Origin of the sequence: Pseudomonas sp. EZ-C24, from assembly GCF_014525325.1 — a bacterium.
Lineage (GTDB): Bacteria > Pseudomonadota > Gammaproteobacteria > Pseudomonadales > Pseudomonadaceae > Aquipseudomonas > Aquipseudomonas shirazensis.
This window is the reverse complement of sequence record NZ_JACDIU010000007.1, coordinates 68,087-93,375: the sequence shown is the minus strand read 5'-3', so window position 1 is coordinate 93,375 and position 25,289 is coordinate 68,087. Positions and strand designations below refer to the sequence as shown.

Below are 25,289 nucleotides of genomic sequence, written 5' to 3'. Positions count from 1 at the left end.
ATGCAATGGGAAGTTGTGATCGGGCTGGAGATTCATACCCAGCTCGCCACCCAGTCGAAGATTTTCTCCGGCAGCGCTACCACCTTCGGCTCCGAGCCGAACACCCAGGCCAGCCTGATCGACCTGGGCATGCCTGGCGTACTGCCGGTGCTCAACCAGGAAGCCGTGCGCATGGCGTGCATGTTCGGCCTGGCCATCGAAGCCGAGATCGGCCCGCGCAACGTGTTCGCGCGCAAGAACTACTTCTACCCTGACCTGCCCAAGGGCTATCAGATCAGCCAGATGGACCTGCCGATCGTCGGCAAGGGGCACCTCGACATCGCCCTTGAAGACGGCACCATCAAGCGCGTCGGCATCACCCGTGCGCACCTTGAAGAAGACGCCGGCAAAAGCCTGCACGAAGACTTCAACGGCGCCAGCGGCATCGACCTCAACCGGGCCGGCACGCCGCTGCTGGAGATCGTCTCCGAGCCGGACATGCGCAGCGCCAAGGAAGCCGTGGCCTACGTCAAGGCGATCCACGCGCTGGTGCGTTACCTGGGCATCTGCGACGGCAACATGGCCGAAGGTTCGCTGCGTTGCGACTGCAACGTGTCGATCCGGCCGAAGGGTCAGGTCGAGTTCGGCACTCGCTGCGAGATCAAGAACGTCAACTCGTTCCGCTTCATCGAGCGCGCCATCAACAGCGAAATCCAGCGCCAGATCGAGCTGATCGAAGACGGCGGCCGGGTCATCCAGGAAACCCGCCTGTACGACCCGAACAAGGATGAGACCCGCTCCATGCGCAGCAAGGAGGAAGCCAACGACTACCGTTACTTCCCCGACCCTGACCTGCTGCCGGTGGTGATCGAGAGCAGCCTGCTCGAGAGCATCCGCGCCAGCCTGCCAGAGCTGCCACCGCAAAAGGTCGAACGCTTCCAGAGCCAGTACGGCCTGTCGGCCTACGACGCCAACGTGCTGGCCGCCAGCCGCGAGCAGGCCGACTACTTCGAGGCCGTGGTGCGCATTGGTGGCGACGCCAAGCTCGCCGCCAACTGGGTCATGGTCGAGCTGGGCAGCCTGCTCAACAAGCTCGGTGTCGAGATCGACCAGGCGCCGGTCAGTGCCGAGCAACTGGGCGGCATGCTCCTGCGTATTCGCGACAACACCATCAGCGGCAAGATTGCCAAGACCGTGTTCGAAGCGATGGCCGCAGGCGAAGGCGACGCCGACAGCATCATCGACAGCAAGGGCCTCAAGCAGGTCACCGACAGTGGTGCAATCGAGACCATGCTCGACGAAATGCTGGCAGCCAATGCCGAGCAGGTCGAACAGTACCGCGCTGCCGATGAAGCCAAGCGCGGCAAGATGTTCGGCTTCTTCGTCGGCCAGGCGATGAAAGCCTCCAAAGGCAAGGCCAACCCGGGGCAGGTGAACCAACTGCTCAAGGCCAAGCTCGAAGGCTAAGCCCTGCGCGGTGCACGGCCAGCCATGGCCGTGCACCGCGCAACTCATTCTTTGCGGAGCGTACGCGAGCATGCGGCATACCCTTGGCGCACTTGCGCTTTTCTCCCTGCTGGCCGGCTGCGCCAGTCACGATATCGACCCTAGCGGTTACGACAAGACCGGCACCGCCTCCTATTACGGTTCGCGCCACCATGGCAAACGGACCGCCAGTGGCGAGCCCTTCAACCAACACGGCCTTACCGCCGCCCACCGCAGCCTCGCTTTTGGCAGCCGGGTGCTGGTCACCAACCTGGCCAACCAGCGCAGCGTCGTGGTGCGCATCAATGACCGCGGACCACACAGCCGTGGCCGTTTGATCGATCTGTCCCGCGCGGCCGCAGAAAAAATCGGCATGATCCGTAGCGGAACCGCGCGAGTGCGGGTACAAGGTCTGAGCGACTGAGCCAACGGGAGCCTGACCATTTTCGACCTCGCCACCCTACCCACCTTCAGCCTCCTGCAATTGGCTGTGGGCCTTGTCCTGCTGGTGCTCGGCGCCGAACTGCTGGTGCGCGCCGCCCTGCGCCTGGCAACGCGCCTGCATGTGCGGCCGCTGATCATCGGTTTGAGCCTGGTTGCCTTCGGCAGTACCGCGCCGCAATTGACTGTCAGCCTGCAAGCGGCCTATCAAGGTGCGCCTGACGTCGCTGTCGGCAGCGTGATCGGCAGCAACATCTTCAATGTGCTGGTGATTCTCGGCTTTACCGCGCTGATCATCCCGCTGCGCGTGTCGCGCCAACTGGTGCGTCTGGACATCCCGTTGATGGTGGCCGCCAGCGCCTTGGTCTACCTGCTCGCGGCCAACGGCCAGCTGGGCCGCTTCGAAGGCGCGCTGCTACTGCTCGGGCTGCTCGGTTATCTGTTGATCCTCTGGCACCAATCGCGCCACTACGCGCGTACTTATCCGGCACCGAATGCCCTCGAGGTCAGCCGCCTGCGCTTCTGGAGCGGTGCTGTGGGGCAGACCGCGTTGGGCCTGGTATTGCTCAGCATTGGCGGCCATCTGCTGCTGGAAGCCGCAGTGGAAGTGGCCACTGACCTTGGCCTGTCGGAACGGATCATTGGGCTGACCGTAGTCGCCGTCTGCACCTCGTTGCCGGAGCTTGCCGCTGCGCTGGTTGCGGCGCTGCGCGGTGAGCGCGAAGTGGCGGTAGGTACGGTGATCGGCAGCAACCTGTTCAATTTGCTGGCAGTGCTGGGTGCGACCGCGCTGGTCACCCCTGCCCCGCTGTCGATCTCACCGAATGCGCTGGCCTTTGACTTGCCGGTAATGCTCGGCGTCGCCTGCCTGAGCCTGCCGGTGTTCTACTCCGGCTACCGCGTCACCCGCGCCGAGGGGCTGGTATTTCTCTGCCTGTACCTGGCCTACGGCCTGCATGTGGTGACCTTCACCACCGGCATGCCGTTGGCGGGCAAGCTGGAGAAACTGATGCTGTTCTACGTGCTGCCGCTGCTCGCCCTGACGCTGCTCTACACCACCGTGCGCGCCTGGCGGCGCCAACACTGAGGCCTGCGCAGGTTTAGCCGCGCAGGCCTTGCAGCAAACACCTCAGCGCTTGGCCTGGCGCTGCTTCTTGAGCTTGAACGCAATGCCCAGTGCGGCAATCCACAGCGGGATCAGCATCACCGAGATGCGGATCGGCGGAGTCAGGTACATCACCACCAGGATCAGCACGATGAACGCCAGGCACAGGTAATTGGTAATCGGGTGGCCCCAGCTGCGGTAGAACGGCGTTTCGCCGGCAGCGATCTTGGCCTTGCGGAATTTCAGGTGGGTGATGCTGATGCTTGCCCAGTTGATCACCAGCGCTGATACCGCCAGCGCCATCAACAGGCCGAAGGCTTCGCCCGGCATCAGGTAGTTGATCACCACGCACAAACCGGTGGCCGCTGCCGACACACCCAGCGCGGTCAGCGGCACGCCGCGACGGCTGACCTTGAGCAATTGACGCGGTGCATCGCCCTGGCTGGCCAGGCCGAACAGCATGCGGCTGTTGGCGTACACGCAGCTGTTGTAGACCGACAGCGCGGCGGTCAGTACCACTACGTTGAGGATGGTCGCGACCAGGTTGCTGTCCAGCTCATGGAAGATCATCACGAACGGGCTGCCGCCCTGCACCACCTTCTGCCACGGGTACAGCGACAGCAAGATCGCCAGCGCACCGATGTAGAAGATCAGGATGCGGTACACCACCTGGTTGGTCGCCTTGGGAATGCTCACCCGCGGGTTTTCCGCCTCGGCGGCGGTGATACCGACCAGCTCCAGGCCGCCGAACGAGAACATGATCACCGCCAGAGCCATGATCAAACCGCCGACGCCATTGGGGAAGAAGCCACCGTATTGCCACAGGTTGGCGACGCTGGCATCCGGGCCACCCTGGCCGCTGGTGAGCAACCAGGCGCCAAAGCCGATCATGCTGACAATCGCCACTATTTTGACCAGAGCGAACCAGAACTCCATCTCGCCGTAGACTTTGACCTGAGTGAGGTTGATCAGGTTGATCACCACAAAGAAGATCGCTGCCGTGGCCCAGGTCGGGAAGTCCGGCCACCAGTACTGCACATAAATGCCGACTGCGGTCAGCTCGGCCATGCCTACCAGCACATAGACCACCCAGTAGTTCCAGCCCGAGACAAAGCCGGCAAACTCGCTCCAGTATTTATGGGCGAAGTGGCTGAAGCTGCCGGCAACCGGCTCTTCCACCACCATTTCGCCAAGCTGACGCATGATCAGGAAGGCCATCAGGCCGGCAATGGCATAACCGAGCAACACCGATGGGCCGGCCATCTGGATGGTCTGGGCAATGCCCAGGAACAGCCCGGTGCCGATGGCCCCGCCCAGCGCGATCAGCTGGATATGGCGATTTTTCAGGCCGCGCTGTAACCGCTCGGGCGAGTTCTGGTCTTGCATGGAGTGTCCTTAGGTCAGGTGGCAGCGTTGTTGCTGTTGTTGTTCTGTTCAGGCAGCAAGGATCTAGATCCAGCCGCCCCACTGCAAGATGAAGATGCCGATATTGGTGGTAATCGCCGCCATCAGGGTCGTGATGACGATGATCGCCGCCGCTAACTGATGATTGGCATTGGCCGCGCGGGCCATGACATAGCTGGCGGCAGCGGTCGGGCTGCCGATGTACAGGAACAGGATGCCCAGCTCGGCACCGCGGAAACCACACAGCCAGGCGCCGAGGGTGCCGATCAGCGGCAACCAGACCATCTTCACCAGGCTGACATCCACCGCCAACTTGCCGCTGTCGCGCAGCGCCGCCAGCGACAAGGTGCCGCCAATGCAGATCAGCGCCAGTGGCAGGGTCATCTGCGCCAGATAGTCGCCCGAGGTCAGCAGCCAGTTCGGCAGCGGCACCTGGGCGTAGGCCATGGGTGTGGCGAGCAGCACGCTGATGATCAGCGGGTTGCTGAAAACACTTTTGCAGATGCTCCACGGATCGGACTTGAGGTCCGGGCTGTACACCGCCAGCACCACCGCCGACAGCGAGTTGTACAGGAGGATCACCAGGCCGGCGAGCACCGCGCCCAGCGAAATGCCGTAATCACCGTACAGGCTGGCCGCCAGGGCCAGGCCAATAACGCCGTTGTTGCCGCGAAAAGCCCCCTGGGTGTAGATGCCGCGCTCGGACAGCGGCGCGCGCCAGATCGCCAGGCCCCAGGACAAGGCGAAGCCGATCAGGGTAATTGCGGTGAAGTAGACCAGCACACCGGGGTTGATCGCTGCATCCAGATCGGCATGGTAGATGCCAAGGAACAGCAGCGCCGGCATGCACACGTTGAACACCAGCGTCGAGGCAACCTTGGTGAAGTTGTCGTCGATCAGGTGCAAACGTTTGAGCAATACGCCCATGAACAGCATGGCGAACACCGGTGCAGTGATGTTCAGCGTCTGGATAAGAAGGGCGAGCATGCGCGAGCGGTCCTGGTTTTGGGGTTGCCGTTAGGGGGCTAATGATACGCCAGGCGCTGGGTTTTGCGGACAATAGCCACTGCTAAAAGGATATTTCCTACATAACTGCCGCTTTTTGCTGTCAGCCTCGCCCCCTGCACAGCGGCCGATTCAAGAAATCCGAGTGCCCAGCACTTTCAGAAACGCTGCCAGCCAGGCGGGATGCGCCGGCCATGCCGGTGCGGTAATCAAGTTGCCCTCGACGTGGGCCTGATCCACCGCGATATCGATGAAAGTACCTCCGGCCAGACGCACTTCCGGCGCGCAGGCAGGGTACGCGCTGCACTCGCGGCCACGCAGCACGCCTGCCGCTGCCAGCAGCTGGGCGCCATGGCACACCGCGGCAATCGGCTTGCGCGCCTCGTCGAAAGCCCGCACCAGCGCCAGCACCTGCTCGTTCAGGCGCAGGTACTCAGGTGCGCGGCCGCCCGGGATCAGCAAGGCGTCGTAGCTTTCGGCGCGGGCCTGGACGAAGTCGAAGTTGAGGGCAAAGTTGTGCCCGGGTTTTTCGCTGTAGGTCTGCTCGCCTTCGAAGTCGTGGATAGCGGTACGCACCGTCTGCCCCGCGATTTTCTCCGGGCACACCGCATGCACGGTGTGGCCGACCATGCTCAGCGCCTGGAACGGCACCATCGCTTCGTAGTCTTCGACATAGTCGCCCACCAGCATTAGAATCTTCTTGCCTGTCATCGCCACCGCTCCTTGCCTAGCCTGGAATCAATCAGAGCACGATAGACCGCTTCGGCGCTTACCGATATGCGCCGTTCATCTCAATTGCGCCGATCCAGCAGGTTGGCCACCAGCCGGTCCATCCAGCCCCAGATCCGTTGCTTGACTCGCCGCCACAACGGCCGCGCGTTCCAGTGGGCCAGATCGACCTCTTCGCTGAGGGCAAAGTCGCGCTCGAAACTGGCGCTGACTGCTGCGGTCAGGCTGGGGTCGAGCGCTTCGATGTTGGCCTCCAGGTTGAAGCGCAGGTTCCAGTGGTCGAAGTTGCACGAACCGACGCTGACCCAGTCATCGACCACGACCATCTTCAGGTGCAGGAAGCACGGCTGGTATTCAAAGATGCGCACGCCAGCGCGCAGCAAGCGTGGGTAATAGCGGTGCCCGGCGTAGCGCACCGAGGGGTGGTCGGTGCGCGGCCCGGTCAGCAGCAGGCGCACGTCGATGCCGCGCGAAGCAGCCCGACGCAGAGAACGGCGCACACTCCAGGTAGGCAAAAAATACGGCGTCGCCAGCCAGATGCGCTGCTGCCCGCTGTTCAGGGCACGCACCAGCGAATGCAGGATGTCGCGGTGTTGCCGGGCATCGGCGTAAGCCACCCGGCCCATGCCCTGCCCTTGCACCGGCACTTTGGGCAGGCGTGGCAGACCGAAACCAGCTGGCGGTCGCCAGGCGGTGCGACGGTCATTGGCATGCCATTGGCGATCGAACAACAGCTGCCAGTCGCTGACCACCGGTCCCTGGATCTGCACCATCACTTCATGCCATTCGCTGCGCTCGGCCTGCGGCTGCCAGAACTCATCGGTGACGCCCGTGCCGCCGACTACCGCCCAGCGGCTGTCGACCAGGAGAATCTTGCGGTGATCGCGGTACAGATTGCGCACGCCGCGGCGCCAGTGCAGGCGGTTGTACCAGCTCAACTGCACACCGGCGCCAAGCAAGCGCTGGCGCAGCGCCGTGGTGAAGGCCAGCGAGCCGTAGTCATCAAACAGGCAGCGCACCTGCACGCCGCGCCGGGCGGCCTGCTCCAGCACAGTGACCACTGCCTCGGCGCACGTGCCGGCCTCGACCAGATACAGCTCCAGATCGACCTGGCGCTCGGCCTCGGCAATCAGGTGCAACATCCGCGGGAAGAAATCGGGGCCGTCGATCAGCAGCTCGAAATGATTACCGTCGCGCCAAGGAAAGACCGGCCCTGGCATATCAGCGGGCGTTGAAGATCAGCACCGCATTGACCGGTACCGAGGGGTTGATGGACTTCAGCTTGGCGAACTTGCGCAGGCTCTCGAGCCCAGGCAGCAGGCCATAGTCAGCGGCGCGCAGGATCAACGGTTCAAGGGTCACCACCTGAAAGCGCCGCTCGTCCAGGCGCGTGGCCATCAGCAATGCGTTGTAGCTGTGCGAGTGGCCGTGCAGGGTGACGGTCAGCGGCAGGCGCAATTCGATCTGCGCGCCGTTGGCGAGGTTGTCGATCGGGCGCAGGTCGATCTGCGCCTTGACCTTCGCTTCGGGGAACTGGTCGACCTCGAACAGGCCATCGCGCATGCGCTCGTCACGCAGCGGGATACCACTGCTGACCGAATCCATCTCGATCCGCAGGCCGGCTGCGCCCTTGCGATCGACGCTGCCGTGCAGCACCAGAAAGCGATGCACTTCGGTGATCTCGCCGTTTTTGCCGGTGACGAACGACAAGCGCGAAGACTCACCGTCCAGGTGCCAATTGGCATGAGCGGGCAGGCACAACGCCAGGAACAGGGCGGGAAGCAGACGGGCAAGCATGGGCATGGGAAATTCCGTGAAACAAAGCCGTGAACATTACCCGCCCGCCTTCGGTGCAGCAAGCAGCAGTCTCGCGGCCCCTCAGGTACGGCCAGCGGTGGCTGTCACGCAAGCATCACCAAAGATTCACCGAGGTGACACCCCCCCTACCTAGGCTGACCCTGCACAACAAAGCCGACCGGCAGCCCCGCACATGGTTGGCCAATGGAGACTCGCAATGACCCAGATCGCTCGCTCAGGCGACACCAGCACTGAACGCCGTCTGCAAGCCGAGCGCCTGCTAGGCGCTGCGGCCCTGCAAGAAGCCCAGGCCCTGCGTTTCAAGGTGTTCAGCGGTGAACTCATGGCCAAGCTGAAGGGCGCCGAACAGGGCCTGGACATGGACGATTTCGATATCCACTGCCGCCATATCGGCGTGCGTGACCTGAGCACTGGCCGCCTGGTTGCCACCACCCGCTTGCTAGACCACCAAGCCGCGAGCAGCCTCGGGCGTTTCTACAGCGAAGAAGAGTTCAGCCTGCACGGCCTGCTGCAATTGCAGGGGCCGATCCTTGAACTGGGCCGCACCTGCGTCGACCCGGCCTATCGCAACGGCGGCACCATCGCCGTGCTCTGGGGCGAGCTGGCCGAGGTGCTCAACGAAGGCAGCTACAGCTACCTGATGGGCTGCGCGAGCATCCCCATGCAGGATGGCGGCGTGCAGGCCCACGCGATCATGCAGCGCCTGCGTGAACGCTACCTGTGCACCGAAAACCTGCGCGCCGAGCCGAAAAAACCGCTGCCGACTCTGGCCCTGCCGAACAACGTGATTGCCGAAATGCCCCCGCTGCTCAAGGCCTACATGCGCCTGGGCGCGAAGATCTGCGGCGAACCGTGCTGGGACGAGGACTTCCAGGTCGCCGACGTGTTCATCCTGCTCAAACGCGACGACCTCTGCCCGCGCTACGCCCGCCACTTCAAGGCAGCGGTGTGATGCTGAGGCTGCGGGTCGCCGCCCGCCTGGCACGTTTGCTGTGGGTGCTGCTGATCGGCATGGCCATGGCCAGCGTTACCGCGCTTGGCCAGCGTCTGCGTGTGCCGGTGTCGCTGGCTCTGCGCCAGCGCTGGAGCCGCTGGTACATGCAGCGCCTGGTCGGCGCGCTGCCATTTCAGGTCGAGGTGCTCGGCGAGCTGCCGCAGCGGCCGATGCTGTGGGTCGGCAATCACGTGTCATGGACCGACATTCCGCTGCTCGGCATGCTCACCCCGCTATCGTTTCTGTCCAAGGCCGAAGTCCGTCACTGGCCGCTGGCCGGCTGGCTTGCCGAGCAGGCCGGGACGCTGTTCATCCGCCGCGGTGGCGGTGACGCCCAAGGCCTGCGCGAGCAAATCAGCCAGCAATTGGGCGACGCCCTGCCGCTGTTGATCTTCCCGGAAGGCACCACTACCGATGGCCGCAGCCTGCGCACCTTCCACGGCCGCCTGCTGGCCGGCGCCATCGATGGCGCTACCCCACTGCAACCGGTTGCGATTCAGTACTGGCGCAGTGGTGAGGTTGATCCAATTGCACCTTTCGTTGGCGATGACGACCTGGTTTCACACCTGCTGCGCTTGTTTGCCCAACCGCGTGGGCAGGTACGCATTCAGTTGCTGGCGCCGATCAGCAGCGTCGGCAAAGAGCGCGCGCAGCTGGCGTTTCAGGCACAACAAGCCATTCATGGCGCCCTGTTCGGCCACGAGCAAGCCGAGTTGGCCCCACGCCGGCAAGCGCGAGCGGCTTGATCAGCGGGGCCAGCGGGCGCTGGCGAACGCCTGCAGCTGTGGATAAAACGCTCTGAAGTCTTCCAGCAACGGCTGGTACAGCGCCTCCAGTTCGGGCATTACTCCGGCTAAGCCTTCGGGGCGCGACAGGCGCCGGCCTATGCCTCGGAATACGTACTCCAGCGTAGCGAAATCGCCGTACGCGGACAGCCAGTCGTCCGCGGCCATCATCGGAGCGATATGCGCGAGCCGGCCTGGCAGCTCGGGCTCGGCGAGCAGGACCTGGTAAAAGCGCTGGGTAAACTCGGTCAGCGGCTGGGCGGCGTAGTCGTGCCAGTGGTGCGCCAGGCAATGGTCGAAAAATACGTCGAGCACGATTCCGGCGTAGCGCCGCCGCTCCCGCGGGAAACGGGCCAGTGCGGCTAGCACTATGGGGTGGCTGTCGGTGTAGCTGTCGATCCAGCGGTGGAGCTGGATGGCAGCTTCCAGGGTGGGCGGGAAACGGCCGTGCAGGGTGCCTTTGACGAAATCGCCGTATAGGCTGCCGAGTAGTTGTTGCGGCTGTTGGCCGCCTAGGTGGAGGTGGGCTAGGTAGTTCATGGGGGCAGTATAGGGTTTCTGCGGGTGGGTCGGCTTGGGATGATGGATAGCTGGCTGCGGGCTTATCTGGTTTTTGTGGTGTTTTACTGACCACCAATATCGTTATAACCCGATATAGCGATTCGACCCGAGCTAAGACCAACATCATATTTGTATATCGCGAAATACCGATTTATATTTCGTCCTATCGCGATATAGCGCCCTACCCCAAGAGCCTCCCCCATGCCCCTGGACCTCGACGAAACCATCAAAGCCCTGTCCCACCCAGTCCGCCGCGAAATCCTCGGCTGGCTCAAGGACCCGGCCAGCCAGTTCCCCGATCAACAGCACAGCATCGAGCACGGTGTCTGCGCCGGCCAGATCGACCAACGCTGCGGCCTCTCGCAATCCACCGTGTCGGCCCACCTGGCCACCCTGCAACGCGCAGGCCTGATCAGCAGCCAGAAAATCGGCCAGTGGCACTTTTTCAAACGCAACGAGGACGCGATCCAGGCGTTTCTCAAGCAACTGAGCGAAACGCTCTGACGAGGATTCAGCGATGCCCCTTCCACTCTTGATGCTGGCGCTGAGCGCCTTCGCCATCGGCACCACCGAATTCGTCATCATGGGCCTGCTGCCCGAAGTGGCGAGCGACCTCGGCGTGTCCATCCCTGGTGCTGGCTGGCTGGTTACCGGCTATGCCCTGGGCGTCGCAATCGGCGCACCGTTCATGGCCCTGGCCACAGCGCGCCTGCCACGCAAGGCCGCGCTGGTCACGCTGATGGGCGTGTTCATCGTCGGCAACCTGTTGTGCGCCGTCGCCGCTGACTACAACCTGTTGATGTTCGCCCGTGTAGTCACCGCGCTGTGCCATGGGGCCTTCTTCGGCATCGGTTCGGTGGTCGCCGCCAGCCTGGTACCGGCCAATCGCCGCGCCTCCGCCGTAGCCTTGATGTTCACCGGCCTGACCCTGGCCAACGTGCTCGGCGTGCCGCTGGGGACTGCGCTGGGCCAGGTCGCCGGCTGGCGTTCGACCTTCTGGGCAGTGACCGTGATCGGTGTGATCGCGCTGATCGGCCTGATCCGCTACCTGCCGCTGCAACGTGACGAAGAGGCGGTCGACATGCGCGCTGAACTGGCCGCGCTGAAAGGGGCCGGTATCTGGTTGTCGCTGAGCATGACCGTGCTGTTCTCGGCCTCGATGTTCGCCCTGTTCACTTATGTCGCGCCGCTGTTGGGTGATGTCACCGGGGTTTCGCCCAGCGGCGTGACCTGGACCTTGCTGCTGATCGGCCTTGGCCTGACCCTGGGCAACATCATCGGCGGCAAGCTCGCCGACCGCCGTCTGGGCGCAACTCTGATTGGCGTGTTTGTGGCCATGGCGGTGATCTCGACGTTGTTCAGCTGGACCAGCAGCGCCGTGATCCCCGCTGAAATCACCCTGTTCCTGTGGGCCACAGCTGCCTTTGCCGCCGTGCCGGCACTACAGGTCAACGTGGTCACCTACGGCAAGGCTGCACCGAACCTGGTGTCGACCTTGAACATCGGCGCCTTCAACCTGGGCAACGCCCTCGGCGCCTGGGTCGGCGGTAGCGTGATCGCCCATGGTCTGGGCCTGACCCGCGTGCCGCTGGCCGCCGCAGCCCTGGCGCTGTTGGCCCTGATCGTCACCCTCATCACTTTCAACCAGCGCGGCAACGATGCCGAGCTGGCCACCGCTGGCAACTGAACCTTTGCGAGGCTGAACCGATGACTACGCTATTCGATCCACTGCTGCTGGGTGACCTGCAGTTGCCCAACCGCATCATCATGGCGCCGCTGACCCGCTGCCGCGCCGACGAAGGCCGCGTGCCCAATGCGCTGATGACCGAGTACTACGTGCAGCGCGCCAGCGCCGGGCTGATTCTCAGTGAGGCGACTTCGGTGACGCCAATGGGCGTTGGCTACCCGGACACCCCCGGCATCTGGTCCAACGACCAGGTGCGCGGCTGGCACAGCCTGACCAAGGCAGTGCATGCTGCCGGCGGGCGGATCTTCCTGCAGCTGTGGCACGTCGGGCGCATCTCCCACCCCAGCTACCTCAACGGTGAACTGCCGGTTGCGCCCAGCGCGATCCAGCCCAAGGGCCATGTCAGCCTGGTGCGTCCGCTGGCCGACTACCCAACCCCGCGGGCACTGGAAAGCGAAGAGATCGCCGACATTGTCGAGGCCTATCGGATCGGTGCCGAGAACGCCAAGGCGGCGGGCTTTGATGGCGTCGAGATTCATGGCGCCAACGGCTACCTGCTGGATCAGTTTCTGCAAAGCAGCACCAACCAGCGCAACGACAACTACGGCGGTTCACTGGAGAACCGTGCCCGGCTGCTGCTGGAGGTGACCGATGCGGTGATCGAAGTGTGGGGCGCCCAGCGCGTCGGCATGCACCTGGCGCCACGCGCCGATGCCCATGACATGGGCGATGCTGACCGCGCCGAGACCTTCACCTACGTCGCCCGCGAACTGGGCAAACGCGGTATCGCGTTTATCTGCTCGCGGGAAAAACTCGCCGACGACAGCCTCGGCGCGCAGATCAAGCAAGCATTCGGTGGGCCGTACATCGTCAACGAACGCTTCGACAAGGCCAGCGCCAACGCTGCCCTTGCCGGTGGCCTGGCCGATGCCGTGGCGTTTGGCGTGCCGTTCATTGCCAACCCGGACCTGCCAGCACGTTTGGCCGCCGATGCGCCGTTGAACGAGGCGCGGCCGGAGGGGTTCTATGGCGGTGGCGCGGTGGGCTATATCGACTATCCACGGCTGTAAGCAGAGGAATGGGGCCGCCTTGCGCGGCCCCATCAGCATTACGGCTATGGCCGGGCGTTGATCTGCTGTTGCAGGTTCTGCACCTGGTTCTGCAGGGTGTTCAGGCTGCGCGTGGTCTGCCCCCTGAAAGCGTCGAATTCCTGCACCGAGGCACCGCTGCTGGCCGCTGCTGCGGGGCGATTGTCGATCTGACTCTTCAGCACCAGCACGTCCTGCTCCAGACTGCTGATCGCCGCGCTCGGATTGCCCTGCTTCTTCAGCGCGGCAATCTCGCTGTTCAGGCTCTTGAGCTCGTTGTCGAGCTTGCCGCCATCCAGCTGGCCCGCCTTCAGCGCCGCCAACTCGGCATTCACCGCCTTCAACTGCGCCTGCAATTGGGTCTGCAATTCAGTTACAGCTTTTTGCTGCTCGCGGGTATCGGCCAGCACCTGTTCCAGACGCTTGCCGAGGTCGCCGGCCTGACCGGCCACGCCCTGCTGCTGCTTGCCCTGCTCGGCCAGGCTGGCCTGCAACTGGCGAATCTGCAGTTTCAAGGCTTCGCTGCCGGTGTTGACGCTGGCATCGCTGGCTTCGACCTTGCCGCTGATCGCTTGCAGCCGGCCGGCGGCTTCCTCGCTGATGCGGGCAAAGCTCTCCTGGGTCGCGACCAGTTGCTGCTCCATCAGCGAAATCTGCTGGAAGCTCCACCAGCCGAGCCCGGCCAGGGCGATGAACGAGGCCACCAGCAAAGCCCAGAGCGGCGCGGTGTTGGTCGGCCGTGCGGCTTTCTGGCGGCTGCGCGCCACGTGCTCGGGGAGCAGTTCATCGTCATCTCGGGTGCCGGCACGCAATGTTGGCACGTCGTCGAAGTCGTCGCGAAGATCGTTACGCATGGGGGCTTTCAACCACAGTCATAGCAAAGAGACATAGTATAAACCGCCAGCGCGTTACGTTGATGACCATCATCAAGGCGCGCGCTTCAGCGGTTGTGCGGGACGTTCTTCCACCAGCCGCAGAACTCGTCGAGCGCGCTCCACAGGCTGACCTGAGGCCGGTAATCCAGATGCTGCCGGGCCCGACTGATGTCGAGAGTGAAGTCCTTGCTCATGACCTGCATACCCAGGCGTGACAAGGTTGGCTGCGGGCGGCCAGGCCAGAGCATGCACGCCGCTTCGTTGAGTGCTGCCAGGCTGTAACCCAGGCCGTAGGAGCGGTAGCGGGTGACCTGCGGCAACTGCATCTGACGCATGACGTAATTGACCACATCCCACAGCGGCAGCGGCTGGCCGTTACTGATGTTGTAGGCCTGGCCGAGCGCCTCATCATCTGCAAAGAGTGCGCTGAGCAACGCTTCGTTGAGGTTGTGCACACTGGTGAAGTCGGCCATGTTCAGGCCGTTGCCGATGATCGCCAGGCGGCGCTTGCGCTGCATCTGCAGCAAGCGCGGGAAGATGTTCGCATCGCCGGCGCCGGTGACCAGCCGTGGGCGCAGGGCGAGCACTTCGAGGCCGAACTCCTGCGCGCCGAAGACCTTCTGCTCGGCGAGAAATTTGGTCGTGGCGTAATGGTCATGCATGCGCCGCGGCAGCTGCTGTTCCTGCACATTCAGGCGGGAGCGGCCATTGAAGTAGATCGACGGCGACGACAGGTGTACCAGCCGGCGCACATGTTCCTTGAGGCAGCCTTCAACGACGTTTTCGGTGACCACCACATTGCCCTGATGGAAATCCTGGTAGCGCCCCCAGGCGCCGGTCATGCCCGCGCAATGCACCACGGCATCGACGCCCTGGCACAGACGCCGGGCCAGCTCGGCATCACCGAGGTCACCCGGGATGAACTGCGCGCCGCGCTTGACCAAATGCTCCACGCCTTCGGCACGCCGCCCGTTGACCCGGACCTCAAGGCCCTGCTCCAGGGCAAAACGCGCAAAGCGCCCGCCGATAAAGCCGCTCGCGCCGGTGACCAGAATTCGCATGTAACACTCCGCCTTGCCAGATTTCAGATGCAGTTGACGTCGCGGCCGGCTACAACGGCACTAGCCAACCTGGCGCCATTTGGCGCAGGTGCTCGGTCAATTGGGCGAGCAGTTGCCCGCCATTGCGCCAATGATGCCAGTACAGCGGCACATCGATGGGAGTATCGGCGCAGATTTCCACCAGTTCGCCACACTGCAGCTGCGCAGTCACCTGCCGCTCCGGCACCAGGCCCCAGCCCAGGCCGGCTTCGGTCATGCGCAGAAAGCCCTCCGAGGACGGGCACAGGTGATGCAAAAAACCATCGGCAATGCCTAGCGATGCGAGATAACGGTGCTGGAGGAAGTCATCCGGGCCGAACACGATCGCCGGGGTCCGCGCCAGCCGGCTGGCGTCGAAGCCCTGCGGGAAATGCCGGGCCATGAATGCCGGGCTTGCCAAGGCGCGATAGCGCATGGCGCCCAGTGGCTGGCTGCGCGCGCCGGCCACCGGGCGCTCGCTGCCACACAGGCAAGCCGCAACCTCACCGGCGCGCATGCGCTTGAGGCCGACGTCCTGATCCTCGACTACCAGGTCCAGCAACACCGGCTGTTCGGCGCAAAACGCGCCCACCGCACCGGCCCACCAGGTCGCCAGGCTATCGGCATTGAGCGCAATGCGCAGACGTTCGGGCATACCGCCTTCGTCCAGCGCCGGCACCTGGCGCTGCAGGTCACGCTCGAGCAGGCGCACCTGCTGCACATGGTTGAGCAGTTGCCGGCCGACTTCGGTCGGGCTCGGCGGCATGGCGCGCACCAGTACCGGCTGGCCGACCCGCGCTTCGAGCAGCTTGATCCGCTGCGACACGGCCGATTGCGACAGGCCAAGCACTTGTGCTGCGCGCTCGAAACCGCCTTGTTCGATGACCGCCGCCAGGGCCGCCAGGAGCTTGTAGTCGAACATCGATTTCTCTAATGCCTGATCAGCTTTATTGGTTTTTCTTATACAACGCAGATCGGCACAATGACCAGCATTCGATCAAGCAATCAGCGCCAGCCAATCGGTTGGTGGCAGTGGAGTGTCTGCGCTATGTGGCAAAGTTATACGAACGGCATGCTGGTTGCCTTTGGCCTGATCATGGCCATCGGCACGCAAAACGCGTTTGTCCTGGCGCAGAGCCTGCGCCGTGAACACCATCTGCCGGTGGCCATCCTCTGCGTGGTCTGCGACGCCCTGCTGGTTGCCGCCGGAGTGTTCGGACTGGCCACGGTGCTGGCGCAGAACCCGACGTTGCTGGCTGCTGCGCGTTGGGGCGGTGCGGCGTTCTTGATCTGGTACGGGGCCAAGGCCTTGCAACGGGCCTGCTCCAAACAAAGCCTGGAGCAGGAGCAAGGCCAGGGCTCCCGCTCGCGCCGGGCGGTGCTGCTCAGCGCCTTGGCAGTGACCCTGCTCAACCCCCATGTGTACCTGGATACGGTGCTGCTGATCGGCTCCCTGGGCGCCCAGCAAACCGTGCCCAGCGCTTACGTAGCGGGTGCGGCCAGCGCCTCACTGGTGTGGTTCTTCACCCTCGCCCTCGGCGCAGCCTGGCTGGCACCGTGGCTGGCACGGCCGGCGACCTGGCGCCTGCTCGACCTGATGGTGGCAGTGATGATGTTCGCGGTGGCCGCGCAGCTGATTCTGGGCTGAATGCCACTGGCGCCGGCGCTGCAACTATTTGTCCCTATAGTTGTTGCGTGGTTATGCGCGGGGGCTGGTGATATGATCCAAGGCTTGCGTCGCAAAGAGTACAAACTCGCCGACGTACCTCGGGCCGCCCGTGATCGGCCTTGCGCAAACCGCGAATTAGACCTGAATCAGGAGATCCACCATGGCTTTTGAATTGCCGCCGCTGCCGTACGCCCATGATGCCCTGCAGCCGCACATCTCCAAGGAAACCCTGGAGTATCACCACGACAAGCACCACAACACCTATGTCGTGAACCTGAACAACCTGGTCCCAGGCACCGAATTCGAAGGCAAGACCCTGGAAGAGATCGTCAAGACCTCTTCGGGTGGCATCTTCAACAACGCCGCTCAGGTCTGGAACCACACCTTCTACTGGAACTGCCTGGCACCAAACGCCGGCGGCCAACCGACTGGCGCACTGGCCGAGGCCATCAACGCCGCCTTCGGTTCGTTCGACAAGTTCAAGGAAGAGTTCACCAAGACTTCGGTCGGCACCTTCGGTTCCGGTTGGGGCTGGCTGGTGAAGAAAGCTGACGGTTCCCTGGCACTGGCCAGCACCATCGGCGCCGGCAACCCGCTGACCAACGGCGACACTCCGCTGCTGACCTGCGACGTCTGGGAGCACGCTTACTACATCGACTACCGCAACGTCCGTCCTAAGTATGTCGAGGCGTTCTGGAACCTGGTCAACTGGAAGTTCGTTGCCGAGCAGTTCGAAGGCCAGACCTTCAAGGCCTGATCGACTTCGCTTTTGGCACAAAAAAAACCCGGCACTCGCCGGGTTTTTTTATGCCCGCTCGCACCGCTGCAAATCCAGCTTGATCCGCCCGCATAGCGCGCTAACATCAAATCTCTGGGAAAGTTGGCGCATAGCACTAAAGTAGCAAGCCTGCGCAACCGATACAGTAGCAATGCAACAAAGGGTCGATAGTGTCTTGCCACAACTACTGGCAAAATAATGGCATGCGCATGGATTAAGGAATCCCCATTGAAGCTGCAATTGCGGAACAGCTTATCGGTCAAGTTGCTCAGGGTAGTGCTGCTGTCGGCGCTAGCGGTTGGCGTCGTCCTTAGCTGTGCGCAGATCGTCTACGACACCTACAAGACGCGTCAGGCGGTGAACAGCGATGCCCAGCGCATCCTCGACATGTTCCGTGACCCGTCGACGCAGGCGGTTTACAGCCTCGACCGGGAAATGGGCATGCAGGTCATGGAAGGCCTGTTCCAGGATGACTCGGTGCGCATGGCCTCGATCGGCCACCCCAACGAAACCATGCTCGCAGAGAAATCGCGACCGCTGCGCGACATGTCGATGCGCTGGCTGACCGATCTGTTGCTCGGTCAGGAACGCACCTACACCACGCAACTGGTCGGCCGCGGCCCCTACAGCGAGTATTACGGCGACCTCAGCATCACCCTCGACACTGCCGCCTATGGCAAAGAATTCCTGATCAACGCCGTGATCATCTTCATCTCCGGCGTACTACGAGCGCTGGCCATGGGCCTGGTGTTGTACCTGGTTTACCACTGGCTGCTGACCAAGCCGCTGTCGAAGATCATCGAGCACCTTACCCAGATCAACCCTGATCGGCCCAGCCAGCATCAGATTCCGCTGGTCAAAGGCCACGAAAAGAATGAACTGGGTTTGTGGGTCAACACCGCCAACCAGCTGCTGGCCTCGATCGAGCGCAATACCCACCTGCGCCATGAAGCCGAGAACAGCCTGCAACGTATGGCTCAGTATGACTTTCTGACCGGCTTGCCCAACCGCCAGCAATTGCAGCAGCAACTGGACAAGATCCTCGTCGATGGCGGCCGCCTGCAGCGCCGAGTGGCGGTGCTGTGCGTAGGTCTGGATGACTTCAAAGGCATCAACGAACAATTCGGTTATCAGGTCGGTGACCAGTTGCTGCTGGCCCTGGCCGACCGTCTGCGCGCACACAGTGGCCGCCTCGGCGCCCTGGCCCGGCTGGGCGGCGACCAGTTTGCGCTAGTCCAGGCCGACATCGAGCAGCCTTACGAGGCGGCCGAGCTGGCCCAGAGCATCCTCGACGACCTGGAGGCGCCGTTTGCCCTCGAGCAGCAGGAAATCCGCCTGCGCGCGACCATCGGCATCACCCTGTTCCCGGAGGACGGCGACAGCACCGAAAAGCTCCTGCAAAAGGCCGAGCAGACCATGACTCTGGCCAAGGCGCGCTCGCGCAATCGCTACCAGTTCTACATCGCCAGCGTCGACAGCGAAATGCGCCGACGCCGCGAACTGGAAAAGGACCTGCGCGAAGCCCTGCCGCGCAACCAGCTGTACCTGGTTTATCAGCCGCAGATCAGCTACCGCGACCACAGCGTAGTCGGCGTCGAGGCCCTGCTGCGCTGGCAGCATCCGCAGCTGGGCATGGTCCCGCCCGACCAGTTCATCCCGCTGGCCGAGCAGAATGGCCACATAATCCCGATCGGCGAATGGGTCCTCGACCAGGCCTGCCGGCAACTGCGCGAATGGCATGATCAGGGCTTTGGCGAGCTGCGCATGGCGGTCAACCTGTCGACCGTGCAACTGCACCACAACGAGCTGCCGCGGGTGGTCAACAACCTGCTGCAGGCCTATCGCCTGCCGCCACGCAGCCTTGAGCTGGAAGTCACCGAAACCGGCCTGATGGAAGACATCAGCACCGCCGCCCAGCACCTGCTGAGCCTGCGTCGCTCAGGTGCGCTGATTGCGATTGACGACTTCGGCACTGGTTATTCTTCGCTCAGCTACCTGAAATCGCTGCCGCTGGACAAGATCAAGATCGACAAGAGTTTTGTCCAGGACCTGCTCGATGACGACGATGACGCCACCATCGTTCGCGCCATCATCCAGCTCGGCAAGAGCCTTGGCATGCAGGTCATCGCCGAAGGCGTGGAAACCGCCGAGCAGGAGACCTACATCATTGCCCAGGGCTGCCATGAGGGGCAGGGCTATCACTACAGCAAGCCGCTGTCGGCGCGCGAGCTGACTGCCTACCTCAAGCAGGCCCAGCGCAATCAGGTCTCAGTGCTGTAAACCCCGCCAGAACAGGAAAATGCCCCACCCGCGGGCATTTTCATGAATTCACTGCCCACCCCTTTACAGCAAATGCAAATCTTTCGCATGATGTCACGGTTTCGCGTGCCACGGCACACGTCCAAACCCACCACGCAGGAAACCAACAATGATTCGTATGCCTCTGGCCTCCGCCAGTCTGCTGGCCATCGCTATCGCCCTCGCCGGTTGCGGCGAAGGCAAAAATGACAAGGCCGCCGCTCCGCAAGCCCAGGCACCTGCTGCCGCCAGCACCACCGCCGCGACCGCCGGGGCGATCGACGAGGCGGCTGGCAAGGCCGTGGTCAAGCACTATGCAGAGCTCGTCTCGGCCGTCTACAGCGACTCGCTGAGCACCGCCAAGACCCTGCAAAGCGCGATCGACGCGTTCCTCGCCACGCCGAACGACGAAACCCTGCAAGCCGCCAAGGATGCCTGGGTCGCTGCCCGCGTGCCGTACCTGCAGAGCGAAGTGTTCCGCTTCGGCAACACCATCATCGATGACTGGGAAGGTCAGGTTAACGCCTGGCCACTGGACGAAGGCCTGATCGACTACGTCGACAAGAGCTACGAGCATACGCTGGGCAACCCTGCCGCCAGCGCCAACATCATTGCCAACACCGAAATCCAGGTTGGCGAAGACAAGATCGACGTCAAGGACCTGACCCCGGAGAAACTCGCCAGCCTAAATGAGCTGGGCGGTTCCGAGGCCAACGTCGCAACCGGTTACCACGCAATCGAATTCCTGCTCTGGGGCCAGGACCTGAACGGCACCGGCCCAGGTGCGGGCAACCGTCCGGCGTCTGACTACCTGGAAGGCGCTGGCGCCACCGGTGGCCACAACGACCGTCGCCGTGCCTATCTCAAGGCGGTCACCGACCTGCTGGTCAAAGACCTCGAAGAAATGGTCGGCAACTGGGCACCAAACGTTGCCGACAACTACCGCGCCACCCTGGAAGCGGAGCCGGTCAACGACGGCGTGCGCAAGATGCTGTTCGGCATGGGCAGCCTGTCGCTGGGTGAACTGGCGGGCGAGCGCATGAAGGTTTCGCTGGAAGCCAACTCGCCGGAAGACGAGCACGACTGCTTCAGCGACAACACCCACTACTCGCACTTCTACGATGCCAAGGGTATCCGTAACGTCTACCTGGGCGAGTACACCCGCGCCGACGGCAGCAAGCTGACCGGCCCGAGCCTGTCGTCGCTGGTGGCCAAGGTTGACCCGGCTACCGACGCCACCTTGAAAGCTGACCTGGAGGCCACCGAGGCCAAGATCCAGGTGATCGTCGATCATGCCCTCAAGGGTGAGCACTACGATCAGCTGATCGCCGCCGACAATGCTGCCGGCAACCAGATCGTGCGTGATGCGATTGCTTCGCTGGTCAAGCAGACCGGTGCGATCGAGCAGGCCGCGGGCAAGTTGGGGATTGCCAACCTTAATCCGGATACTGCTGATCACGAGTTCTGATTCGGGCTGTAAACCTACTCTATTGGGGCCGCTTTGCGGCCCCAATTGCAGCAGCAACCTGACAACGATTTCATCCAGTAATTGCAAATTGCTCTTATTCAAACAATCCCGTCCTGCTAAGCTTGCACGCCGGTTTTCTGCCCAAGCCCAGGATTGTTGATGTCCTTGCTCCGCCTAAGCCCCCTGCTACTGGCCGCTGTTCTGGTCGCCTGTGACGACGCCCCGCGTTTCACTCAGGCCGAACCAGGCGAGGCCCTGTCCGGTGGCAAGGCAACCGTCCTGCGCAGCGATCGCCAGGCCTTCTCCCTACCCTCTGCCAACCTCAGCCCCGAACGGCGGCTGGACTTTGCCGTGGGCAACAGCTTTTTCCGCAACCCGTGGGTAATCGCTCCGGCGACCACCACCGCGCGTGACGGGCTCGGCCCGTTGTTCAACACCAACGCCTGCCAGAATTGCCACGTCCGCGACGGCCGCGGGCACCCGCCGGAACTCGACGACAGCAACGCAGTGTCGATGCTGGTAAGGCTGTCGATCCCCGACCAGCCCGCCTACGCCAAGGAAATCGAACGCCTGGGCGTGGTCCCGGAGCCGGTCTACGGCACGCAGTTGCAGGACATGGCCATCCCCGGCATCAAGCCCGAGGGCAAGGTTCGCGTCAGCTACAGCAGCGAGACCGTACGCTTCGCCGACGGCCACACGGTGGAATTGCGCCGCCCGCAATTGCAGATCACCCAGCTCGGCTACGGCCCGCTGCACCCCGACACGCGTTTCTCGGCGCGGATCGCGCCGCCGATGATCGGCCTGGGTTTGCTTGAGGCAATCCCCGAAGCGGCGATTCTGGCCAACGCCGACCCGGACGATCGCGACGGCGACGGCATCCGCGGGCGCGCCAATCAGGTCTGGGATGACGCCCAGGGTAAGACCGTGCTCGGCCGCTTCGGCTGGAAAGCCGGGCAGCCCAACGTCAACCAGCAGAACGTGCATGCCTTTGCCGGCGACATGGGCCTGACCAGCACGCTCAAGCCCCATGACGACTGCACCCCGGCCCAGACCGATTGCCTGGCCGCGCCCAACGGTGACGGCGCCGACGGCGAGAAAGAGGTCAGCGACAATATCCTGCGCCTGGTCACCTTCTATACCCGCAACCTGGCCGTGCCGGCCCGCCGCAACGTCGACGCACCACAGGTGCTGGCCGGCAAGAACCTGTTTTTCCAGGCCGGCTGCCAGGGCTGCCACACGCCGCAGTTCACCACGGCCAGCGCAGGCGTCGAGCCGGAGCTGGCCAACCAGCTGATTCGCCCCTACAGCGACCTGCTGTTGCATGACATGGGCCCCGGCCTGGCCGACCAGCGCAGCGAGTTCGCCGCCGGTGGCCAGGACTGGCGCACAGCGCCGCTGTGGGGCCTGGGCCTGACCGAAACGGTCAGCGGCCACACTCAGTTACTGCACGATGGGCGCGCCCGCAACCTGCTCGAAGCCGTGCTCTGGCATGGCGGCGAAGCGCAGGCGGCGCGCGACCAGGTCTTGACCTTCAATGCCGAGCAACGCGCCGCGTTGCTGGCTTTTCTGAATTCACTTTAACGCGCAAGGAGCCGGGCATGTTCCGACCCAAACTGTTGTTCACCAGCCTCGCCGCAATCGCCCTCGGTGCTTGCTCGCCGCAAGACCCGCAGGCCGTCACCTCGGCGGCAATCGCCAAGCAGGTGATCTTGCCGACCTACAGCCGCTGGGTCGAAGCTGACCGCCAGCTGGCCGCCAGCGCCCTGTCCTACTGTGAAGGCAAAACCACCCTGGACGCCGCTCGCGCCGACTTCCTCAACGCGCAAAAAGCCTGGGCCGAGCTGCAGCCTCTGCTGGTCGGCCCGCTGGCCGAAGGCAACCGCCCGTGGCAGGTTCAGTTCTGGCCCGACAAGAAAAACCTGGTCGGCCGTCAGGTCGAGCAACTGGTCAACGGCGACAAGCCGATCGACAACGAGACCCTGGGCAAGTCCAGCGTCGTCGTGCGCGGTCTGTCGGCCTACGAGTACATCCTCTTCGACAGCAAGCCGGACATCGCCACCCCTGAGCAGAAGGCCCGCTACTGCCCGCTGCTGGTGGCCATCAGCGAACACCAGAAGGCCCTCGCCGAAGAGATCCTCAAGGGCTGGAACAGCACCGACGGCATGCTTTCGCAGATGACCAAGTTCCCCAACCAGCGCTATGCTGACTCGCACGAGGCGATCGCCGATCTGCTCCGCGCCCAGGTCACCGCACTGGACACCCTGAAGAAAAAGCTCGGCGCACCGATGGGCCGCCAGAGCAAGGGCATCGCCCAGCCGCTGCAGGCCGAAGCCTGGCGCAGCCACTCTTCGATGAAGAGCCTGGAAGCCAGCCTGAAAGCCGCCCAGGCGGTCTGGGTCGGGGTCGACAACCGCGGCTTGCGCGGCCTGCTCAGCAAGGACCAGAGCGCCCTCGCCGACAAGATCGACGCCGCCTATGCCAACGCGCTGAAGCTGCTGGCCGCCAACGACAAGCCCCTTGGCGAGCTGCTCGCGGACGACGCCGGCAAGCAGACCTTGAACGATATCTACGACAGCCTCAACGTGGTTCACCGCCTGCACGAAGGCGAGCTGGCCAAAGCGTTGAACATTCAGCTGGGCTTCAATGCCAACGACGGTGACTGACATGCTGCGACGCCAGGCCCTGAAACTTGCCAGTATCGCCCTTAGCGCCCTGACCCTGGGCGGCTGGAGCCTGCTGCGCAACAAAGGCAGCGAGCCACTGCTGCTGTCGGCCCGCGACGATGCCGACGGCAAGCACTACGCCGTCGGCTATCGCCTCGACGGCAGCCAGGTGTTCGCCACCGAAGTGGGCCAGCGTTGCCACGCCATCATTCATCACCCGCAACAGCCGATTGCGCTGTTCGTGGCGCGTCGCCCCGGCACCGAAAGCTATCTGGTCGACCTGCGTGATGGGCGTTTGCTGCAAACCCTGACGGCGCAGCCCAACCGGCATTTCTATGGCCATGCGGTGATGCACAAGGACGGCGAGTGGCTGTACGCCACCGAGAACGACACCACCGATCCGGGCCGTGGCGTACTCGGGGTGTATCGCTTCGACGGTGAACGCCTGGTGCACAGCGGCGAGATCTCGACCCACGGCATCGGCCCGCACGAGCTGGCGTGGATGCCCGACGGCGAAACCCTGGTAGTGGCCAACGGCGGCATCCGCACCGAAGCCGAAAGCCGGGTGGAGATGAACCTCAACGCCATGCAACCAAGCCTGGTCATGATGCAGCGCGATGGCACCCTGCTGTCCAAGGAAACCCTCGGCCAGCAGATGAACAGCGTGCGCCACCTGGCCATCGGCAGCGACGGCACCCTGGTCGCTTGCCAGCAGTTCATGGGCGCATCGGATGAGACCGCCGAGCTGCTGGCGATCAAGCGCCCGGGCGAACCGTTCCAGGCATTCCCGGTGCCGGAGCGGCAATTGCAGTCGATGGCTCAGTACACCGCCAGTGTGGCCATCCACAGCGAGTTGCGGCTGGTCGCCCTGACTGCGCCGCGGGCCAACCGGCTGTTCATCTGGGACCTGGACACGGCAGCGATCAAGCTCGACGCACCGATGCCCGACTGCGCCGGCGTGGGTGCGGTGAAGGACGGTTTTGTGGTCACCTCCGGCCAAGGCCGTTGCCGCTTCTACGACTGCCGCAAACAGCAGCTTGTGGGCCAGCCGCTGGAGCTGCCGTCTGGCTTGTGGGATAACCATCTGCATCTGGTTTGAGCAGATAGAGCCGTCGGATAGCCGGGGCCAGCTGCGCTGGCCTATCGCGATCGTTCCGGCGCCCCGGCACCCGCGTTCCATCGACATGCGCGGTCCACTGTAGGAGCGGCCTTGTGTCGCGAATGGGCTGCGCAGCGGCCCCAGCATTCTTTGGCGCTACGCAAATCCCGGGCCCGCTACGCGCGCCTTTCGCGACACAAGGCCGCTCCTACAAAGACAGCGTGCGTTCGATGTTCGCGGGATGCCGCGATTTATTTGTCTCGCTCATCGATTGCTGGG

The 25,289-nt window shown here is 63.6% G+C and carries 24 protein-coding genes; 15 read left to right on the top strand and 9 right to left on the bottom strand.

Features of this window, described 5'->3' with window-relative positions:
• The 3 genes from gatB to IDM28_RS04505 all read left to right on the top strand — a co-directional run bounded on the left by gatB (position 1) and on the right by IDM28_RS04505 (position 2,992).
• On the top strand, positions 1-1,446 hold the full coding sequence (gatB, locus tag IDM28_RS04515; protein WP_103436164.1) for an Asp-tRNA(Asn)/Glu-tRNA(Gln) amidotransferase subunit GatB: 1,446 nt from the start codon (positions 1-3) through the stop codon (positions 1,444-1,446).
• A gap of 70 nt (positions 1,447-1,516) precedes the next feature.
• Positions 1,517-1,888 (top strand): septal ring lytic transglycosylase RlpA family protein, encoded by a 372-nt coding sequence (locus IDM28_RS04510; protein ID WP_101316814.1) that lies wholly within the window; start codon positions 1,517-1,519, stop codon positions 1,886-1,888.
• A 60-nt stretch (positions 1,889-1,948) separates the two neighbouring features.
• Positions 1,949-2,992: a calcium/sodium antiporter gene (locus IDM28_RS04505; RefSeq protein WP_101316812.1), complete on the top strand. Its 1,044-nt coding sequence runs from the start codon at positions 1,949-1,951 to the stop codon at positions 2,990-2,992.
• Positions 2,993-3,034: 42 nt separating this feature from the next.
• Here IDM28_RS04505 and IDM28_RS04500 read toward each other — a convergent pair whose 3' ends face one another.
• The 5 genes from IDM28_RS04500 to IDM28_RS04480 all read right to left on the bottom strand — a co-directional run bounded on the left by IDM28_RS04500 (position 3,035) and on the right by IDM28_RS04480 (position 7,951).
• Positions 3,035-4,396: an amino acid permease gene (locus tag IDM28_RS04500; RefSeq protein WP_101316810.1), complete on the bottom strand. Its 1,362-nt coding sequence runs from the start codon at positions 4,394-4,396 to the stop codon at positions 3,035-3,037.
• A gap of 63 nt (positions 4,397-4,459) precedes the next feature.
• Complete coding sequence (locus tag IDM28_RS04495) at positions 4,460-5,401, bottom strand: AEC family transporter (RefSeq protein WP_188035449.1); 942 nt, start codon at positions 5,399-5,401, stop codon at positions 4,460-4,462.
• A 150-nt stretch (positions 5,402-5,551) separates the two neighbouring features.
• Positions 5,552-6,130, bottom strand: coding sequence for a DJ-1/PfpI family protein (locus tag IDM28_RS04490; protein WP_150572068.1), 579 nt, complete (start codon positions 6,128-6,130; stop codon positions 5,552-5,554).
• Positions 6,131-6,210: 80 nt separating this feature from the next.
• Positions 6,211-7,368, bottom strand: a complete 1,158-nt coding sequence (locus tag IDM28_RS04485; protein WP_150570814.1) for a phospholipase D-like domain-containing protein — start codon at positions 7,366-7,368, stop codon at positions 6,211-6,213.
• A 1-nt stretch (position 7,369) separates the two neighbouring features.
• Entirely contained in the window at positions 7,370-7,951 is a 582-nt protein-coding gene (locus IDM28_RS04480; RefSeq protein WP_101316802.1) for a YceI family protein, read from the bottom strand.
• Between the two features lie 211 nt (positions 7,952-8,162).
• Between IDM28_RS04480 and olsB the strand changes: the two genes are divergently transcribed.
• A complete protein-coding gene (gene olsB / locus IDM28_RS04475) occupies positions 8,163-8,918 on the top strand; it encodes an L-ornithine N(alpha)-acyltransferase (RefSeq protein ID WP_101316799.1) in 756 nt (251 codons plus the stop codon).
• Positions 8,918-9,706 (top strand): 1-acyl-sn-glycerol-3-phosphate acyltransferase, encoded by a 789-nt coding sequence (locus tag IDM28_RS04470; RefSeq protein ID WP_181089305.1) that lies wholly within the window; start codon positions 8,918-8,920, stop codon positions 9,704-9,706. The genes olsB and IDM28_RS04470 overlap by 1 nt, the downstream gene beginning before the upstream one ends.
• On the opposite strand, the gene IDM28_RS04465 is transcribed toward IDM28_RS04470, so the two are convergent.
• Positions 9,707-10,285: an ACP phosphodiesterase gene (locus IDM28_RS04465; protein ID WP_188035448.1), complete on the bottom strand. Its 579-nt coding sequence runs from the start codon at positions 10,283-10,285 to the stop codon at positions 9,707-9,709.
• A gap of 222 nt (positions 10,286-10,507) precedes the next feature.
• On the opposite strand from IDM28_RS04465, the gene IDM28_RS04460 reads away from it, so the two are divergent.
• From IDM28_RS04460 to IDM28_RS04450, 3 genes are read left to right on the top strand one after another with little or no spacing between them, the layout of a single operon-like run.
• Complete coding sequence (locus tag IDM28_RS04460; RefSeq protein ID WP_103436154.1) at positions 10,508-10,810, top strand: ArsR/SmtB family transcription factor; 303 nt, start codon at positions 10,508-10,510, stop codon at positions 10,808-10,810.
• A 13-nt stretch (positions 10,811-10,823) separates the two neighbouring features.
• Positions 10,824-11,993 (top strand): MFS transporter, encoded by a 1,170-nt coding sequence (locus IDM28_RS04455; RefSeq protein WP_188035447.1) that lies wholly within the window; start codon positions 10,824-10,826, stop codon positions 11,991-11,993.
• 20 nt (positions 11,994-12,013) lie between these two features.
• Entirely contained in the window at positions 12,014-13,063 is a 1,050-nt protein-coding gene (locus IDM28_RS04450) for an alkene reductase (RefSeq protein ID WP_101316789.1), read from the top strand.
• 44 nt (positions 13,064-13,107) lie between these two features.
• On the opposite strand, the gene IDM28_RS04445 is transcribed toward IDM28_RS04450, so the two are convergent.
• The 3 genes from IDM28_RS04445 to IDM28_RS04435 all read right to left on the bottom strand — a co-directional run bounded on the left by IDM28_RS04445 (position 13,108) and on the right by IDM28_RS04435 (position 15,957).
• Complete coding sequence (locus IDM28_RS04445) at positions 13,108-13,935, bottom strand: ATPase (protein ID WP_181089309.1); 828 nt, start codon at positions 13,933-13,935, stop codon at positions 13,108-13,110.
• 86 nt (positions 13,936-14,021) lie between these two features.
• Complete coding sequence (locus IDM28_RS04440) at positions 14,022-15,017, bottom strand: NAD-dependent epimerase/dehydratase family protein (protein WP_101316785.1); 996 nt, start codon at positions 15,015-15,017, stop codon at positions 14,022-14,024.
• 49 nt (positions 15,018-15,066) lie between these two features.
• A complete protein-coding gene (locus tag IDM28_RS04435; RefSeq protein ID WP_101316783.1) occupies positions 15,067-15,957 on the bottom strand; it encodes a LysR family transcriptional regulator ArgP in 891 nt (296 codons plus the stop codon).
• 126 nt (positions 15,958-16,083) lie between these two features.
• On the opposite strand from IDM28_RS04435, the gene IDM28_RS04430 reads away from it, so the two are divergent.
• The 7 genes from IDM28_RS04430 to IDM28_RS04400 all read left to right on the top strand — a co-directional run bounded on the left by IDM28_RS04430 (position 16,084) and on the right by IDM28_RS04400 (position 25,010).
• Positions 16,084-16,683 (top strand): LysE/ArgO family amino acid transporter, encoded by a 600-nt coding sequence (locus tag IDM28_RS04430; RefSeq protein WP_188035446.1) that lies wholly within the window; start codon positions 16,084-16,086, stop codon positions 16,681-16,683.
• Positions 16,684-16,864: 181 nt separating this feature from the next.
• Positions 16,865-17,461 carry a superoxide dismutase gene (locus tag IDM28_RS04425; RefSeq protein ID WP_101316779.1) on the top strand — a complete coding sequence of 199 codons (597 nt, stop codon included), beginning with the start codon at positions 16,865-16,867 and terminating at the stop codon, positions 17,459-17,461.
• A 249-nt stretch (positions 17,462-17,710) separates the two neighbouring features.
• Positions 17,711-19,762, top strand: a complete 2,052-nt coding sequence (locus IDM28_RS04420; RefSeq protein WP_101316777.1) for a putative bifunctional diguanylate cyclase/phosphodiesterase — start codon at positions 17,711-17,713, stop codon at positions 19,760-19,762.
• 148 nt (positions 19,763-19,910) lie between these two features.
• A complete protein-coding gene (locus IDM28_RS04415; RefSeq protein WP_188035445.1) occupies positions 19,911-21,248 on the top strand; it encodes an imelysin family protein in 1,338 nt (445 codons plus the stop codon).
• Between the two features lie 153 nt (positions 21,249-21,401).
• Positions 21,402-22,829 (top strand): di-heme oxidoredictase family protein, encoded by a 1,428-nt coding sequence (locus IDM28_RS04410; protein ID WP_101316773.1) that lies wholly within the window; start codon positions 21,402-21,404, stop codon positions 22,827-22,829.
• A 17-nt stretch (positions 22,830-22,846) separates the two neighbouring features.
• Positions 22,847-23,911, top strand: coding sequence for an imelysin family protein (locus IDM28_RS04405; protein WP_150570806.1), 1,065 nt, complete (start codon positions 22,847-22,849; stop codon positions 23,909-23,911).
• 1 nt (position 23,912) lies between these two features.
• Complete coding sequence (locus tag IDM28_RS04400; RefSeq protein WP_101316769.1) at positions 23,913-25,010, top strand: DUF1513 domain-containing protein; 1,098 nt, start codon at positions 23,913-23,915, stop codon at positions 25,008-25,010.
• The last annotated feature ends 279 nt before the right edge of the window (positions 25,011-25,289 follow it).